Origin of the sequence: Bradyrhizobium sp. SZCCHNR1017, from assembly GCF_032381375.1 — a bacterium.
Classification (GTDB): Bacteria; Pseudomonadota; Alphaproteobacteria; order Rhizobiales; family Xanthobacteraceae; genus Bradyrhizobium.
The window spans coordinates 1,179,643-1,194,113 of the sequence record NZ_JAUHIR010000001.1; the positions used below are offsets into that span (position 1 = coordinate 1,179,643).

12 protein-coding genes are annotated in these 14,471 nt (G+C 66.7%); 3 read left to right on the plus strand and 9 right to left on the minus strand.

Features of this window, described 5'->3' with window-relative positions; all coding sequences use genetic code 11:
- Position 1: 1 nt before the first annotated feature.
- The 8 genes from QW863_RS05525 to QW863_RS05560 form a co-directional block, all read right to left on the minus strand.
- Entirely contained in the window at positions 2–1,042 is a 1,041-nt protein-coding gene (locus QW863_RS05525) for a 2-hydroxyacid dehydrogenase (protein ID WP_315718348.1), read from the minus strand.
- Positions 1,035–2,615, minus strand: a complete 1,581-nt coding sequence (locus tag QW863_RS05530) for an FGGY-family carbohydrate kinase (RefSeq protein WP_315718347.1) — start codon at positions 2,613–2,615, stop codon at positions 1,035–1,037. Before QW863_RS05530 ends, QW863_RS05525 begins: the two co-directional genes overlap by 8 nt.
- 2 nt (positions 2,616–2,617) lie before the next feature.
- The gene (locus QW863_RS05535) at positions 2,618–3,727 is read right to left on the minus strand and encodes an ABC transporter ATP-binding protein (RefSeq protein ID WP_315718400.1); all 1,110 of its coding nucleotides are present in this window, start codon (positions 3,725–3,727) and stop codon (positions 2,618–2,620) included.
- A 15-nt stretch (positions 3,728–3,742) separates the two neighbouring features.
- Positions 3,743–4,846 (minus strand): ABC transporter ATP-binding protein, encoded by a 1,104-nt coding sequence (locus tag QW863_RS05540; RefSeq protein ID WP_315718346.1) that lies wholly within the window; start codon positions 4,844–4,846, stop codon positions 3,743–3,745.
- A 6-nt stretch (positions 4,847–4,852) separates the two neighbouring features.
- Complete coding sequence (locus QW863_RS05545) at positions 4,853–5,710, minus strand: carbohydrate ABC transporter permease (protein ID WP_315718345.1); 858 nt, start codon at positions 5,708–5,710, stop codon at positions 4,853–4,855.
- Positions 5,711–5,721: 11 nt separating this feature from the next.
- Complete coding sequence (locus tag QW863_RS05550) at positions 5,722–6,648, minus strand: sugar ABC transporter permease (protein WP_315718399.1); 927 nt, start codon at positions 6,646–6,648, stop codon at positions 5,722–5,724.
- A gap of 105 nt (positions 6,649–6,753) precedes the next feature.
- Positions 6,754–8,193, minus strand: coding sequence for an extracellular solute-binding protein (locus QW863_RS05555; RefSeq protein ID WP_315718344.1), 1,440 nt, complete (start codon positions 8,191–8,193; stop codon positions 6,754–6,756).
- Positions 8,194–8,231: 38 nt separating this feature from the next.
- Positions 8,232–9,221, minus strand: a complete 990-nt coding sequence (locus QW863_RS05560) for a sugar-binding transcriptional regulator (RefSeq protein WP_315718398.1) — start codon at positions 9,219–9,221, stop codon at positions 8,232–8,234.
- Between the two features lie 180 nt (positions 9,222–9,401).
- Between QW863_RS05560 and QW863_RS05565 the strand changes: the two genes are divergently transcribed.
- Genes QW863_RS05565 through QW863_RS05575 form a run of 3 tightly spaced genes read left to right on the plus strand, consistent with a single transcriptional unit; the run spans position 9,402 to position 12,591 of the window.
- Positions 9,402–10,676 carry an FGGY-family carbohydrate kinase gene (locus QW863_RS05565; RefSeq protein ID WP_315718343.1) on the plus strand — a complete coding sequence of 425 codons (1,275 nt, stop codon included), beginning with the start codon at positions 9,402–9,404 and terminating at the stop codon, positions 10,674–10,676.
- Positions 10,673–11,542: a TIGR01459 family HAD-type hydrolase gene (locus QW863_RS05570; protein ID WP_315718342.1), complete on the plus strand. Its 870-nt coding sequence runs from the start codon at positions 10,673–10,675 to the stop codon at positions 11,540–11,542. The genes QW863_RS05565 and QW863_RS05570 overlap by 4 nt, the downstream gene beginning before the upstream one ends.
- A gap of 14 nt (positions 11,543–11,556) precedes the next feature.
- Complete coding sequence (locus tag QW863_RS05575; RefSeq protein WP_315718341.1) at positions 11,557–12,591, plus strand: class II aldolase/adducin family protein; 1,035 nt, start codon at positions 11,557–11,559, stop codon at positions 12,589–12,591.
- Positions 12,592–12,603: 12 nt separating this feature from the next.
- On the opposite strand, the gene QW863_RS05580 is transcribed toward QW863_RS05575, so the two are convergent.
- A complete protein-coding gene (locus QW863_RS05580) occupies positions 12,604–14,460 on the minus strand; it encodes a tetratricopeptide repeat-containing glycosyltransferase family protein (protein ID WP_315729387.1) in 1,857 nt (618 codons plus the stop codon).
- Positions 14,461–14,471 lie beyond the last annotated feature (11 nt).

Here is a 14,471-nt window from a genome sequence, read left to right on the forward strand (position 1 = left end):
GTCAGCAGGGATTGAGCGGCGGCTCGCCGGCCAGATAGCGGCGAACCTCTTCGGCCGCCTGGTCGGCGGCAAAGGTGACGGTGCGCACGGATGCGCCGGCGATGTGCGGCGTCAGCGTGACATTCGGGAGCTGCAACAGCGGCCAGTCCGGCGGCACCGGCTCGACCGCAAAGGTGTCGAGCATCGCGCCGGCCAACCGTCCCGAGCTGAGCACCTCGAACAGCGCCTTGTAGTCGACCAGCGGACCGCGCGCGGTGTTGATCAGGATCGCCCCCGGCTTGATCTTCGCCAGCGCCTCGCGATCGATGAAGCCGGTGGTCTCCGGCGTCACGCGGGCATGCAGGCTGATGACGTCGGCGCGTGCCAGAAGATCGGCAAGCGCGACGTGCTCGACACCGTCGTTGCGGTCCTGGGCGCTGAGCTGGACGTAAGGGTCGGTCACCAGGATCCTGCAGCCGAACGCCTTGAGCAGCTTCACGACGCGCGTGCCGATCGCGCCATAGCCGACGATGCCGACGGTCATCTCCCCGAGCTCGCGTCCGGTCCGGTCGGCGCGATAAAGATCGCCGCGCCACTCCCCGCCCCGCATCGACTCGTGACCGCTCCTGATCAGACGGGTCTCCGCGAGCATCGCGCCGATGGTGAACTCCGCCACCGCGCTGGCATTTCGTCCGGGCGTGTTGACGACCAGCACGCCATGATCGCGCGCCGCCTGCATGTCGACATTGACCGGACCGCCGCGCGACACCGCGATGAACTTGAGCCTTGGCAGCCGCTGCAGCATCGCGCGCGAGATCGGCGCGAGATGCGTCACCAGCAGCGGCGCTTCGCCGATGAATTCGGCGAGCTCATCCGGATCGCCCATGAACTCCTTGAGACCATCGAGCTTGGAGCCGGCATAGCCATGCTCCATCGGCTCGTCCGGCCAGGGCTGTTCGAGCATGCGGATGTCGACGCCGTCGCCGCAGATGGCGGTGATGCGTTCGGCGAACACCGAGGGCAGCATGAAGCGGTCGCCGATGATGGCGATGGAGCTAGACATGATTGGCTCCTGCACGCTGGGCCGCAAGCTGCTTCCACACCGGCCGCGCCGCGAGGCGAGCCTCGACATAGGCCGGGAACAGCTGCGCATAGCGCTCCGCCAGCGCCGCATCCGGCGCCTGCGGCTCATCCAGATACGGTCTCACCCATTCCTCCGCGCAGATCATCATGTCCGGGTAGAGTCCGGTCGCGACCGTGGCGATCATCGCCGCCCCCGACGCGCCGGCTTCCTCGCGACGGCAGACTCGAATCGTGCTGCCGAGTGCCGCGCCAAGAATTGCGCCGAGCGCGCGGCTGCGTGCCGCGCCTCCGGTCAGGCGAATTTCCGTCGGCAGCGGTCCCATCGCCGCGTAGCAGTCGCGTGCGGCGAAGGCCAGTCCCTCCATCACGGCGCGCATCAGATCCCAGTAGCCGTGACGGGTGCGCAGGCCGACCAGTTGCGCAGACGCCTCGTGGGACACGAATGGTCCGCGCTCGCCAGCATCGGAGATGAAAGGGTGATAAAGCAGCTCGCCCGCCTTCGCCGCGAGCACGCGCTCGTCCAGCCGCCGGATCAGATCATTGCGCGACCGGGCGATGCCTTCCATGGCGAGCACGCCTCGCGCGACATCGAGCAACCAGTCGATGTTCAAGGTCGCAGCCATGGTCGACTGCATCTGGGCATAGTGGTCCGGCACCGGGAACGGCATCGTATAGCCGGTCGCCTCGGCATTCAGCTTGACCGCGTCGGCGCTGTTCGCCAGCCGCATGTGCATGCCGGTCGAGCCGATGATGGTGCAGCCGACGTCGGGCGTGGGATCATACAGCCCGCCACCGAGCGCATTGCAGATCACGTCGACATAGCCGAGCGACACCGGCACGCCCTCGGGCAAGCCCGTCTCCGCCGCGGCCGCCGCAGTCAAGCCATGCGTCGTCGTGACACCATCGACGACATCTGGAAACAGGCGCGCGGAACCAGCGATGCCGATGAGACGCGCCGCCTCGCCGTCGAAGCCGCGCTTGCGAAAGTCGCCGCAGGAGAACGTCGCCTCGGACGGGTCCGTGGCCCGCTCACCGGTCAGCTTGAAGTAGAGCCAGTCCTTGCAGTGGAACGCCGTACCCGCGCGTCCCAGCATCTCTGCGTCATGCGCCTGCAGCCAGGCCAGTTGCGCCCCCTGCTGGCAAGCGTTGAGCCCCGATCCGGTGCGCTGATAGTGCGCGGCATTGCGCTCGCCACCGCGGAAGGCTTCGACGAACCCTGCCGCGCGCGAGTCGAGCCACAGCAGCGCGGGCGCGACGGGATGGCCGTCCGCATCGATCAGCCAGGTGCCGTCGCCCTGCCCGGTCACGGCGATCGCGGCGACGCGACGGGACAGATCCGGCAGCGTGCCGCCCAGGCCGCGCAAGGCCGCGACGGTGTCGGTCCAGGTCCGCGCCATGTCCTGCTCGACGCGGCCGCCCGGCAACGTCGCGTAGCTGTTGGGAATCGCGAAATCCCCGAGCTGCCGTCCATCCCGCGCAAACGCCACCGCCTTGATCACCGAGGTCCCGGCGTCGATACCGATGATCACGTTGCGGATCGCAGCCGAGGTCATGTTCAGCGCGCCTCCGCGTGGCGGACGCAAACGCCGTCGGCGCCGAAAATATGGAGATGGCGTGACTCCAGCGCGCAGGGCACGACGTCGCCCGGTCGCGCCGCGACCTTGCTGGATGTCACGCCGACCAGCAGATGACCGGCGCACTCGCCCGCAATATGCGACTGATCGCCGAGCCACTGGTTGGAGACCACGCGCAGCCGCGCCTCGCCGCTGCCGATCGCGATCCGCTGCGGCCGGATGCCGACCTTGATCCGATCGGCCCGCACCAGCGTCTGCTGTCCCGCCGCGTCCAACGTCTGCCCGGGGATGTGAAAGGCAACATCGGAGCCCACAGACAGGCGGAACCCGCCTTCCTCCTGCGTCACCACAGCCTCCATCAGGTTCATCGGCGGCTCGCCAATGAAGCTCGCGACGAACAGATTGGCCGGGCGGTTCTTCAGCTCCCGCTCGCTGGCGAACTGCTGAAGCACGCCGTCTTCCATGACGGCGATGCGATCGGCAAGTGCGCTCGCCTCGGTCTGGTCATGGGTGACGAAGATCGCCGTCATGCCGCGCTCGGCGAGCAGACCCTTGATGCGGCCGCGCAGCACGGCACGCAGCTGCGGCTCCAGTTGACCCATCGGCTCGTCGAGCAGATAGAGGTCGGCATCACGCACCAGCGCTCGGGCCAGCGACACCCGCTGCTGCTGTCCGCCGGAAAGCGCGTGGGGATGATGATCGAGAATGTCCTCGATCTCCACCAGGCGGGCAATGCTGACAACGCGTTGCGCGATCTCGGCGCGCGACAATTGCCGCGCCTTCAGCGCGAACGCAATGTTCTCACGCACCGTGAGCGGCGGGTACAACGAATAGCCTTCGAACGCCATCGCCACCTTGCGCTTCGCCGGCGCCAGATCATGGATCGTCCGCTGCGCCAGCGCGATCGACCCTGAACTGACGCTCTCGAAGCCGGCGATCATGCGCAGCGTCGAGGTCTTGCCGCAGCCGGAAGAGCCGAGCAGCGCGACGATCTCGCCGGCCTTCACCTCCATATCGAGCGCGCGCACGGCATGAACCGGCGGCTTGCCCCGGCTGTGATAGACCTTGTCGACGTTGCGGATTTCGAGCATGCCCATCCCCGATCCTCACGCCGCCTGCCGCCGCGGCGCTAGGCCGATGCGCTCGCCCGTGGCGTGGTCGAACAGCAGCGCCGCTTCCGGCGCGAACCGCACGAACACGTCCTCGTCGGCATGCGCCTCCAGCGCCTCGGGCGCCTGCGCCGCCAGCCACTCGGATCCGTCGGCGAAGCGCAGCAGCACCACGGCGCGCTCGTGGATCGGCGTGACCGCGACGATCCGCGCCGGGATCACACCCTCGCCGCCATCACGCGTCACCACGACATCGTCGGGCCGGACGCCAAGCCAGCAACGCTCACGCATATTGGACGGCACGCCGTCCGCATCGAGCCGGATCAGCGTCCCGGCAACAGATGCGGTCAGCCGCCCCTGCTCCGCCACCGGCGTGACCTCGGCAAGATTGATGCTGGGATCGCCGAACAGCCGGGCCACGGCGACCGACGCCGGCCTCGCATAGATCTCCTCCGGACGCGCCACCTGCACCAGGCGGCCATTGATCAGCACGGCAATGCGATCGGCGATTGCCATCGCCTCACGATAATCCTGCGTCACGTAGAGCACCGCCGCAGAGCTCCTGCGCAGCAGGCTCGGCAGCTCCAACCGCATCTCATAGCGCAGCTTGGCATCGACGTTGCGCAAGGGATCGTCGAGCAACAGCACCCCGGGATTGCCGATCAGCGCGCGCGCCAGCGCGGTGCGCTGCTTCTGGCCGTTGGACAGTTCACGAGGCTTGTGGCCGAGCACGTGCTCGATCTTCAACAGCCGGCTCATTGCCGCAACCTTGGCCGCAATGTCGGCCGCGCCCGTCGCGCGCAGCCCGCTGGCGATGTTGTCGCGCGCGCTCATGTGCGGAAACAGGGCAAAATTCTGGAACGCCATGCCGATGCCGCGCTGCTCCGGCGGCGCGTCGACGATCGAGCGGCCGCCGACCAGGATGTCGCCGCCGTCAGGCTCGAACATGCCGGCAATCATCCGCAGCAGCACGGTCTTGCCGCTGCCGGACGGGCCGAACACCGCGACGATCTCGCCGGGCTCGACCGTCAGCGACACGCCCTTGGCGCAGCTTGCCGCGCCGAAGCTCTTGTCGACCGATTGGAGTTCGAGACGCGCCATGTATCCTCAACCCTTCACTGCACCGAGCGAGAGACCTTCGACCAGATAGCGCTGCGCATAGAGCGCGAGCAGCAATGTCGGGGTGACCGACAGCACGATCGCGGCGGCGATCTGGCCGTATTGGATACCGGACGCCGTCACGAAGGCCAATGCGCCGACCGTTACCGGCTGCTTGTCGGCCGAGGCCAGGATCAGCGCAAAGACGAAGTTGTTCCAGCAGAAGATGAAGGACAGCAGGCCCGCCGCGGCGATGCCGGGCCCGGCCAGCGGCACGGCAATGCGGGTGAACGCCTCGCGCCAGGAATGCCCCGCGAGCCGGTAGGCGTGCTCGATGTCGGGACTGATGTCCTCGAAATAGCCGCGCACGATCCACAGGATCAGCGGCAGCGCGATCAGCTGGTAGACCCAGACGATGCCAAAATAGGTGTCGTTGAGGCCAAGCTGCTGGTAGTACAGCGACAGCGGAAGCAGCACCAGGAGCGGCGGCGCGAAGCGGAACGACAGCAGCGTGAAGGCGATGGTCTCGCCGAGCCGGAACTTGAAGCGCGCGAACGCATAGGCCGCGGGGACGCCGAGCAGCAGCGCCAGGATCACCGACGCGCTCGACAGCACGAAGCTGTTCATCAGATTGCGCATGAAGGTGAGCTGCAGATTGCCGGCGGCGGTCTTGAGCTGGCCCGAGATCAGCGCCTCATAATTGGCGAACGTCGGCTCGAACAGGATGCGCGGCGGGATGCGCAGGATCTGCTCATTGGTCTGGAACGACATCAGGAGGATCCAGACGATCGGAAACATGAAGAACAGAAGCACCAACGCCAGCGCGATGCCGCGGAAGATGCGCCCTGCCAGACTGGAGTGATCCATGACCTCTCTCCTCAGGCGTGGCCGTGGGCGCGTTCGCGCAACCGGAGCCAGTTCTTTATGAAGATGTTGGACAGGATGTTGGTGATCAGCCACAGGATCATCAGCAGCGCCGCCGAGCGTCCGACATTGGTGTACTGGAAGAACTCGAGATAGGCCTGGACCTGGAACACCATCAGCCGGTCGCCGGGGCCGCCTTGCGTCATCGCATAGACGATGTCGAACTGCTGGATCGAATCGAGCAGCCGGAACAGCGAGGCGGTGATGATGTAGGGCGCGAGCATCGGCAGGGTGATGCGGAAGAAGACGAAGCTCGCCGGCACGCCGTCGAGCGCCGCCGCTTCGAACGGCTGCCGCGGCAGCGAGCGCAGGCCAGCCAGGAGCAGGATCATGATGAACGGCGTGTAGACCCAGACGTCGACCAGCACGACGGTGAACAGCGCGGTCGACGGATCGGACGCCCATTTGAAGTCGTGCACGCCGAGCAGCCCGACCAGATAGGACAGGATGCCGAAGCTCGGATTGGTCATCAGCTTCCACATCAGGGCTGCGATCGCCGGGGCCGTCATCAGCGGCAGCAGCAGCATGATCGACACGGCATTGTGGAAGCGCGTCGGCCGCCGCAGCAGCAGCGCGATGCCGAGGCCGAGCAGCAGCTCGGCGATGACGGTCACCGCGGTATAGACCAGCGAGATGCGCAGCGTGTTCCAGAACGCCGGATCGGACAGGAAGTCGATATAGTTGTCGATGCCGATGAAGCCGCGCAGATACGGCAGATTGAGCCGGTAGCGCTGCAATGAATAGACCGCAGCGGTCACGAACGGCACCAGGATGGCGATGCAGACCAGCAGCGCCGGCAGGCTCAGCAAATACGGCAGCAGCCGGCCGCGCCAGCGTTTCGTGCGGCGCGGCGTCGCCTTGGTCTCGACAAGTTGGGCCATGCTCATGACAGGCGTGATCACATCAGCGCGGGATGGGGCGGGCCGACCCGGACGCTGTGGGGAGCGTCCGGGCCGGCAGGCGGTCATGGGAGATGGGGCGCGGCCTCAGCCGAGGCCGGCCTGCTTCAGCTGACGGTTGATGCTCTCGGCAAGCTTGTCGAGGCCCTCATCGACGCTGATCTCCTTGGCCACCATCTTCTGCAGCGAGGCCGCCCACTCCGTCGTGAGGTCGAAGAACAGCGGCTGCGCCGTGAAGTAGATCTTCGCACCGGGCGCCGAGAGGTCATGCTGCTCGAGATAGCCAGGATAGGACTTGGCGATGCGGTCGCGGAATTCGCCGTCCTTCCACACGGAGGCTCGGACCGGATTGACGAAATCCATCTTGCGGGCACCGAACAGATCGTGCTCGACGGAGGCCGCCCACTGCATGAAGGTCCAGGCCGCATCCTTCTGCTTGGAGAAGCTCGACATCGCCAGCGACCAGATCCAGACGTTCGGCGTCGGCGCCTTCGCGGCCGGATTGGCCGCGAACGGCGCGTAGCCGAGATTGCCGCGCTCCTTGTTCTCGCCGCCGTTCATGAAGTAGCCGAGAATGTCGGCGTCGAAGATCATGCCGGAGGCGCCGGCGCCGAGGTCCGTGCCGACCTGATACCAGGTGTAGGTCGACCAGTTCTTCGGACCCGACCCCTGGATCATCCTGACCCATTTCTCGTGGAAGTCCTTGGAGGCCTTGGTGTTCATCGCGGCCTTCAGCTTGCCGCCTTCCATCACGAAGTCCTTCTGGCCGAAATTGGCGTAGGCCGAGAGGAAGCCCGGATGGATGGTCGCCCACGAGCGCGAACCGCGCACGCCGACGCCATAGGGGCCGCCAGCGTCCTTGGTGATCTTGGCCGCGACCTCCAGCATGTCGTCGAGATTGGTGGGCGGCTTGACGCCGACCTTGTCGAAGATCTTGCGGTTATAGGTGATGTTGTTGAGCTCGTAGCCCCACGGGATGCACCATTGCTTGGCCTTGCCGGAGCCGAGCTCGGAGCCGGCGACGCCGTCCCAGGCGGTGGAGGAGCGCAGGCCCGGCAGCACATCGTCCCAGGCGAACGCCGGATTGGTCTTGGCCGGATCCTTGATGTAGGCGTTGAGGTCCTCGATCCAGCCGGCCGGACCGTAGGTCCAGGTCATGTAGGCGCCGGTCATGAAGGCGTCGTACTGATCGGACTTCGACGACAGCGCCGCCGTCACCTTGTCGAAATAGACGTCCTCCGGGAAGATGTCGTAGGTGACGTTCATGCCGGTGAGGCTCTTGAACGCCTCGATGTCGCCGATCATCGCATCGACGTAAGGATGCTTGTTCAAGAGCAGCTTGACGGTCTTGCCGCTATGGGCCTTCCAATTGAAGTCAGCGGCCATCGCCCTCGACATCGCCGAGGCAAAGGCGGCATTGGCGGCGACACCGGCGATGCCGAGCTTGGCAGCGCCGTCGAGCAGATCACGCCGGCTGATGCGCTTGCCGGCATAGGCCGCAAAGAGATTCTTCTCACGATCGTACATTCAACCCTCCCTTTGTTTTTTGTAGAGACGTGTTCGCGTTACCTGCCCTTCCGACTCTTGTTCTTGGAGTTGCCGGATGTTTTCTCCGGCTTGTCGGTCGCCAATGCCTGAGCGGTTACCTCATCGATGATGAGACCGTTCAGGAAGCCGCTGCGCAGCACCGCGCGCAGGGCCGTGATCTTTGCCTCGCCGCCGCCGATGGCGACGATGCGGTGTTTCTTCAGATCGGCAGCGGCCATCGAGGTGGCGCGCGCCGAAAGATCGAGATCCAGCAGCTCGCCCTGGGCGTTGAAGAAATGCCCGAGCAGATCGGCGCAGGCGCCGGCGCGCTTCAGCTCGACGACCTCATCCGGCTTGATCATGCCGCTCGACACCAGGAAGCCGTCGGCATGGATCTGGCCGATGCCGACGAACAGCAGCGACGCCCGCTGCGCCAGCGCGAACACGTCCGATATGCCGAACTGCTGCATCAGCACGCGGCGATCGGCGACGGAGTTGGCGAACACCGGCACCGGCAGCAGATAGGCTTCGGCGCCGGTGCGCTCGGCCAGGCGATGGATCACATCGAACGGGTTGGCGGCGAATTTGCGCGTCAGGCCGCCGAGCAGCGACACGAACTGCACGTCGCGCGCCGGCGTCTGCGGCAGTTGCGCCACCACCGCCGCAAGCGTGCGACCGTGGCCGACGCCAATGATCTTGTCGTCGCCGCGCTCCAGCACCTGGCGCAGGAAGCTCGCGCCCTCCAGCGCCAGCGCCTTCAGTGGCAGATCGCCCTCGCCGAGATCCGGCGCGACGCGGCAGAAGTCGAGCCCGTAGCGTTCGGCCAGCGCGTTCTCGAGTGCGACGCATTCGGCGACGGGACCCTCGACGAAGACACGGATCATGCCCTCGCGGCTGGCCCGCGCGATCAGGCGATGCGCTTTGGTGCTCTGGATGTTGAGGCGGTCGGCGACCTCCGACTGCGTCAGCCCGGCCGCGAAATACAGCCAGGCGGCGCGCGTCGCGAGCGAGGCCTCGCCGTCCACCATGGGCGCCCTGTCGGAAGCTGTCGTCACGCCTGAATGCCTGCTTGCAAAATTCTTCACACCTTGCAAAAAATTGCAGACGCCGGTCCGGCCGTCAATCCCCCAAACGTGCTGCAGCGCGTCAGGGATGACGCGCCGGGCGAGCACAGCCATGCTCGCCGGCGCACAACGGGATGAGGTCGCATGACGGAGTTGTTTGTCGGCATCGACGTGGGCACGAGCGGTGTGCGCGCCTGCGCCGTCGATATCAGCGGCGAGATCAAGGGCGCAGCCGCCGTTCCGCTGGTCGCGCCGCGTCAGGACGGCAACGCCATCGACCAGGATCCCGAGCTGTGGTGGCAGGCGACGGTCGCGGCGCTCGACAAGCTCGGCAGGATCGTCGATCTCGGCGCCGTCGCGCGCATCGCGGTCGACGGCACCTCCGGCACCTTGCTGCTGATCGACGCCGACGGGCGGCCCCGCTCGCTCGGCCTGATGTACAATGATGCCCGCGCCGTCGACGAGGCCAGGCGCATCGCCGCAATCGCGCCGCCCGAGAGCGGTGCGCATGGCACGAGCAGCCCGCTCGCCAAGCTGCTGCATCTGCTCGCCTCCACGAGCGGCGCGCGGCAAGCCGTGCACCAGGCCGACTGGATCGCCGGACGCCTCGCCGGCCATCACGGCGTCAGCGATGAGAACAACGCCCTGAAGCTTGGCTATGACCCCGTCAGGCGCGAATGGCCGCGCTGGATCGATCAGCTCGGCGTTCCCCGCGACGTCCTGCCGAGCGTTCTCGTGCCGGGCACGCCATTCGCCGATATCGATCCGTCGACCGCGCGCGCGCTCGGTCTGTCGCCGTCGGCGCGCATCGTCGCCGGCACCACCGACGGCGTCGCCGCCTTCATCGCCACCGGCGCCGATGCGCCGGGCGATGCGGTGACCTCGCTCGGCACCACGCTGGTGGTGAAGCTGATCGCGACGCAGCCGATCTTCGCCGCCGATCAGGGCGTGTACTCGCATCGTCTCGGCGACAAATGGCTCGCCGGCGGCGCATCGAACTCCGGTGGCGCCGCGCTGCTTGCGCATTTCACCGCCGCCGACATGGACCGCATGACGCCGTTGCTCCGCCCCGACGAGCCGACCGGGCTCGACTACTATCCGCTGCCCAAACCCGGCGAACGTTTTCCGATCGCAGATCCCGCGCTGGCGCCGCGGATCACGCCACGTCCGGCCGAAGATCATCGCTTCTTCCAGGCGCTGCTCGAAGGAATTGCCGGCGTGGAAGCGCTGGCCTATCAGCGTCTTCACGCGCTCGGCGCGCCGGCGCTACGGCGGGTGATCAGCATCGGCGGCGGCGCCCGAAATGATGCCTGGACCGATATCCGCCGGCGCATCGTCGGCGTGCCCGTCAGCGTCGCCGCGCAGACCGAAGCGAGCTACGGCACCGCGCTGCTGGCGCTGCAGGGACCGCCACGATGACGGCGGCGGCGTGCGAGATCAGCGGCCTGTCTGCCATCGCCGACAGGTTCGATCACGTCCTGCTCGACCAATGGGGCACGTTGCATGACGGCAGGACGGTGCTTCCGGCTGCGCACGACTGCGTCCTGCGGCTGCGCGAGGCCGGCAAGCATATCCTGGTGCTGTCGAACTCCGGCAAGCGCGCGAGCGCCAATGCCGAGCGCCTCGCCCGGCTCGGCCTGCCGCGCTCGACCTATGACGGCATTCTCACCTCGGGCGAGGTGACATGGACCGGCCTGCGCGACCGCACCCGCGAACCCTTCACCGATTGTGGCAATGCCTGCTTCCTGATCACCCGGGGCGGCGATTGCTCGCTGATCGACGGGCTCGACCTCGTCCTCGTGACGGATATGCGTGACGCCGACTTCATCCTGCTCGGCGGCCTCGATGACGACCTCGCCGAGCCCGACCTCTGGCGCGATCGATTCACCGGCGCGGCCGCGCGGGGCGTGCCGATGATCTGCGCCAATCCCGACCTGATGATGTTCGGTGCGGCCGGCCTCGTGCCGGCGCCCGGCACGCTGGCGCGCGCCTATGAGTGGCTCGGCGGCCCGGTGAGCTTCGTCGGCAAGCCGCATGCGCCGATCTTCGCGGCGGCGCTGGAGCAGCTCGGCGATCCGGACCCGCACCGCGTGCTGATGATCGGCGACTCGCTCGACCATGACGTCGCCGGCGCCCGCGCTGCAGGCCTGCAGAGCCTGCTGCTCGGCGATGGCGTGCATCGCACGACGCTGGCCGGTGCGCCCGACCTCGCTGCGGCAACGCGCAAGCTCGCAGCTTCGCCCGGCCGCATGCCGAATTGGACGATGCAGCACCTGGTGTGGTGAGAAGGAGACGCGAAATGCGCGAGCCTGCCGAGCTTGATGATTTGCGCCGGATGTCGGCGCGGGTCGGCCGCAACATCGAGCTGGTGCAAGGCGCCGGCGGCAACTCCTCGCTCAAGCAGGATGATGTGCTGTGGGTGAAGGCGTCCGGCACCTGGCTGGCCGACGCCGATGCGAAGGACATCTTCGTGCCTGTTCTCCTGCCTGCGGCGCGCGATGCGCTCGCCGCTGACGACGAGCGCATTCCGCTGGCCGCTCCCGGCCCCCTGCGCGCCTCGATCGAGACCGCGCTGCATGCGCTGCTGCCGCACCGGGTCGTGCTGCACGTGCATGCCGTCAACACCATCGCCTGGGCGGCGCGGCGCGATGCGCGCGATGAATTTGCGGCGCGGCTGGACGGGCTCGCCTGGCGCCATCTCGACTACTTTCATCCCGGACTGCCGCTGGCGCGCGCAGTGAGCACCATCGTCGCGCGCGACTGCATCGACGTGCTGATCCTCGGCAATCACGGCCTCGTCGTCGGTGCCGAAAGCTGCGATCAGGCCGAGGCGCTGGTCCATGACGTCGAGCGCAGGCTGGCGCTGCCGGTGCGCCCGGCACCCGCTGCCGACGCCGCGGCCTTGCGCCGTCTGTGCGCCGGCACCGCCTATCGCCTGCCGCACGATGCTGGTAGCCACGGCATCGCCACCGATCCTTTCAGCCGCGCCATCGCGACCGGCGGCTCGTTGTATCCGGACCACGTCGTGTTTCTCGGCCCGGGCCTGCCGACGATCGAGAGCGCCGGCGGCCTCGCCACGCTGCTCGCACGGGCGGACGCGAGCCGCCTGCCCGCGCCCGTCGCGGCCCTCGCGCCGGGTCTCGGCGCCCTCATCCGCAGCGACGCCAGCCCGGGCGCCGAGGCCATGCTGAGCTGCCTCGCGCTCGTGACCAGCCGCCTGCCGTTATCGGCCGATATCGGCTATCTCTCGTCTCAGCACGAGCAGTTGCTGCTCAACTGGGACGCCGAACGCTACCGGCAGCAGCTGACGGCAAGCCGCCAGCCGTCGAATTGAAGCGGCGACGGATCACGCGATCTCATCGCTCGAGACCGGCGGGGACGGCGCCCTCGCCCCAACCAGTTCGTGAAGCGCATCTCCGACCTGATCGATGACTTCGCCCCAATCGCGCCTTTCGCGCTGACGGAACAGGCGCATGCGCGGATACCAGACGCTGTCGTCCCGATCGAGCAGCCAGCGATAGTCCGGCGTGTACGACAGAAGCGTCCAGGTCGGACAGCCAAGCGCGCCGGCGAGATGAGCGACACTGGTATCGACCGTGATCACGAGATCCAGGCATGAGATCAGCGCGGCGGTATCGGCGAAATCGGCAAGTTGACCCGTCAGGTCCACGATCCCGCTCGTCTCCTGGAGCACGGCCTTGTCTTCGGCCTTCGGCTCCTTCTGCAGGCTGACAAACGCCGCATCCGCGCCGAGCAGGCGGGACAACGTGCGCAACGGGATGGAGCGATTGTGGTCGTCGAGATGATTGGGGTTGCCTGACCAGACCAGGCCGACGCGCAATTTCTCGGGCGTGCCAAGGCGCTCCTGCCAGAGTTGGATCCGATCCGGATCAGGCGCCGGCAAATAGGACACCGGCGCTGGAATCGTGGCCAGTGTCGTCCGAAAGGCAAACGGCAGGCTCATGATCGGACAATGGGCATCCACCCCCGCAAGGTCGGCGGCCTCAGAGACCGGAATACATTGCGAAATGCCCGGCATGTTCGACAACAGTGGAAGCAACGGCTTTTGAACGGCAAGGATGACGCGCGCGCCCAACGCTACGACCATCGGCACGTAGCGGACAAACTGGATCGTATCGCCCAGTCCTTCATCGGCGGCGATGACGATGGTTTGTCCCGCGATGCCATCCTGGCCGAGCCACATGGGTTGCCGGAAGCGCGGATAAGAGCTCGGCAGGCTCCAACGGGCCTCCCGGCCAGACCAGCCCGCGTCGAGATTTCCCAACAACAGGTTCAAATGAGCCGTTCCAAGATCGGCCAGCGCGTCTCTCGGATCGGCCCCCTTCAACTGCCTATAGATCTCGAACGCCTCGTCGAACCGACGGAGCTTCGTCAGCACGGAGGCCTTGTCGTGCAGCGCATCCCTTGAACCCGGCTGCAGAGCCAGGGCTCGCTCGAACCAATCCAACGCGTCCTCGTCTCGGCACATCGTCCGCAACACGATGCCGGTCTTGACACAGATGTCGGAGTTTTCCGGTTCGATGGCGTGAGCTCGCTGGCAGATCGTCAGGGCCTCGTCGAAGCGCTTCAAGCCGTTCAGAAGCGCGCCATGCATCAAGAGTGTCGGGACATGGTTGGGCCGCAAGGCGTCGCTCAGATCGAGATAGGTAAGCGCGTCGTCGATCCGCCCCAGCCGTTGAAGCGTGATGCCGCACTGGTTGGCGGCATCCCAATGCCTGGAATTCAGCTCCAACACACGTTGGAAGCTCGACACGGCGTCGGCGAGCTGCTGCAGGTTGATGAGGGCATTCCCCCTCAGCATCCACAGATCGGCGCTTTCGAGACCGAGCGCCGTCGCCTTGTCGACGACCTTCAGCACCTCATCCGAGCGTCCCAAGACCTGCAGCACCGTGCCAAGACTCAGGAAGTACTGCGGCTGAACATCCTGCTGGAGCGCGCGGGATACCCACTGCAATGCAGCTTCATACTGCTGCCCCTGCAGGGCAAGGATGCCCAGCAAGTTGAGGGTCGGCGCATGCCCTCCGTCGATCGCAAGCGCCATATGGCAACACCGTTCGGCATCCGCATGTCGGCCATCGGTGACATCGCGCAGAGCAGCGTCATAGAAGAGCGCGGCCCCATCGGGCTTGACAGATTGGAGCTTCACTTTAGCGGGTGAAGCTCGGCGCTCGCGACGGTTCATTGCTGCATATG

Excerpts from the sequence above, each read along its gene's own strand:
- QW863_RS05535 (WP_315718400.1), bottom strand. The coding sequence starts at position 3,727 with ATGCTCGAAATCCGCAACGTCGACAAGGTCTATCACAGCCGGGGCAAG.
- QW863_RS05545 (WP_315718345.1), bottom strand. The coding sequence starts at position 5,710 with ATGGATCACTCCAGTCTGGCAGGGCGCATCTTCCGCGGCATCGCGCTG.
- QW863_RS05550 (WP_315718399.1), bottom strand. The coding sequence starts at position 6,648 with ATGGCCCAACTTGTCGAGACCAAGGCGACGCCGCGCCGCACGAAACGC.
- QW863_RS05570 (WP_315718342.1), top strand. The coding sequence starts at position 10,673 with ATGACGGCGGCGGCGTGCGAGATCAGCGGCCTGTCTGCCATCGCCGAC.
- QW863_RS05575 (WP_315718341.1), top strand. The coding sequence starts at position 11,557 with ATGCGCGAGCCTGCCGAGCTTGATGATTTGCGCCGGATGTCGGCGCGG.
- QW863_RS05525 (WP_315718348.1), bottom strand. The coding sequence starts at position 1,042 with ATGTCTAGCTCCATCGCCATCATCGGCGACCGCTTCATGCTGCCCTCG.
- QW863_RS05560 (WP_315718398.1), bottom strand. The coding sequence starts at position 9,221 with ATGGTGGACGGCGAGGCCTCGCTCGCGACGCGCGCCGCCTGGCTGTAT.
- QW863_RS05565 (WP_315718343.1), top strand. The coding sequence starts at position 9,402 with ATGACGGAGTTGTTTGTCGGCATCGACGTGGGCACGAGCGGTGTGCGC.
- QW863_RS05540 (WP_315718346.1), bottom strand. The coding sequence starts at position 4,846 with ATGGCGCGTCTCGAACTCCAATCGGTCGACAAGAGCTTCGGCGCGGCA.
- QW863_RS05580 (WP_315729387.1), bottom strand. The coding sequence starts at position 14,460 with ATGAACCGTCGCGAGCGCCGAGCTTCACCCGCTAAAGTGAAGCTCCAA.
- QW863_RS05530 (WP_315718347.1), bottom strand. The coding sequence starts at position 2,615 with ATGACCTCGGCTGCGATCCGCAACGTGATCATCGGTATCGACGCCGGG.
- QW863_RS05555 (WP_315718344.1), bottom strand. The coding sequence starts at position 8,193 with ATGTACGATCGTGAGAAGAATCTCTTTGCGGCCTATGCCGGCAAGCGC.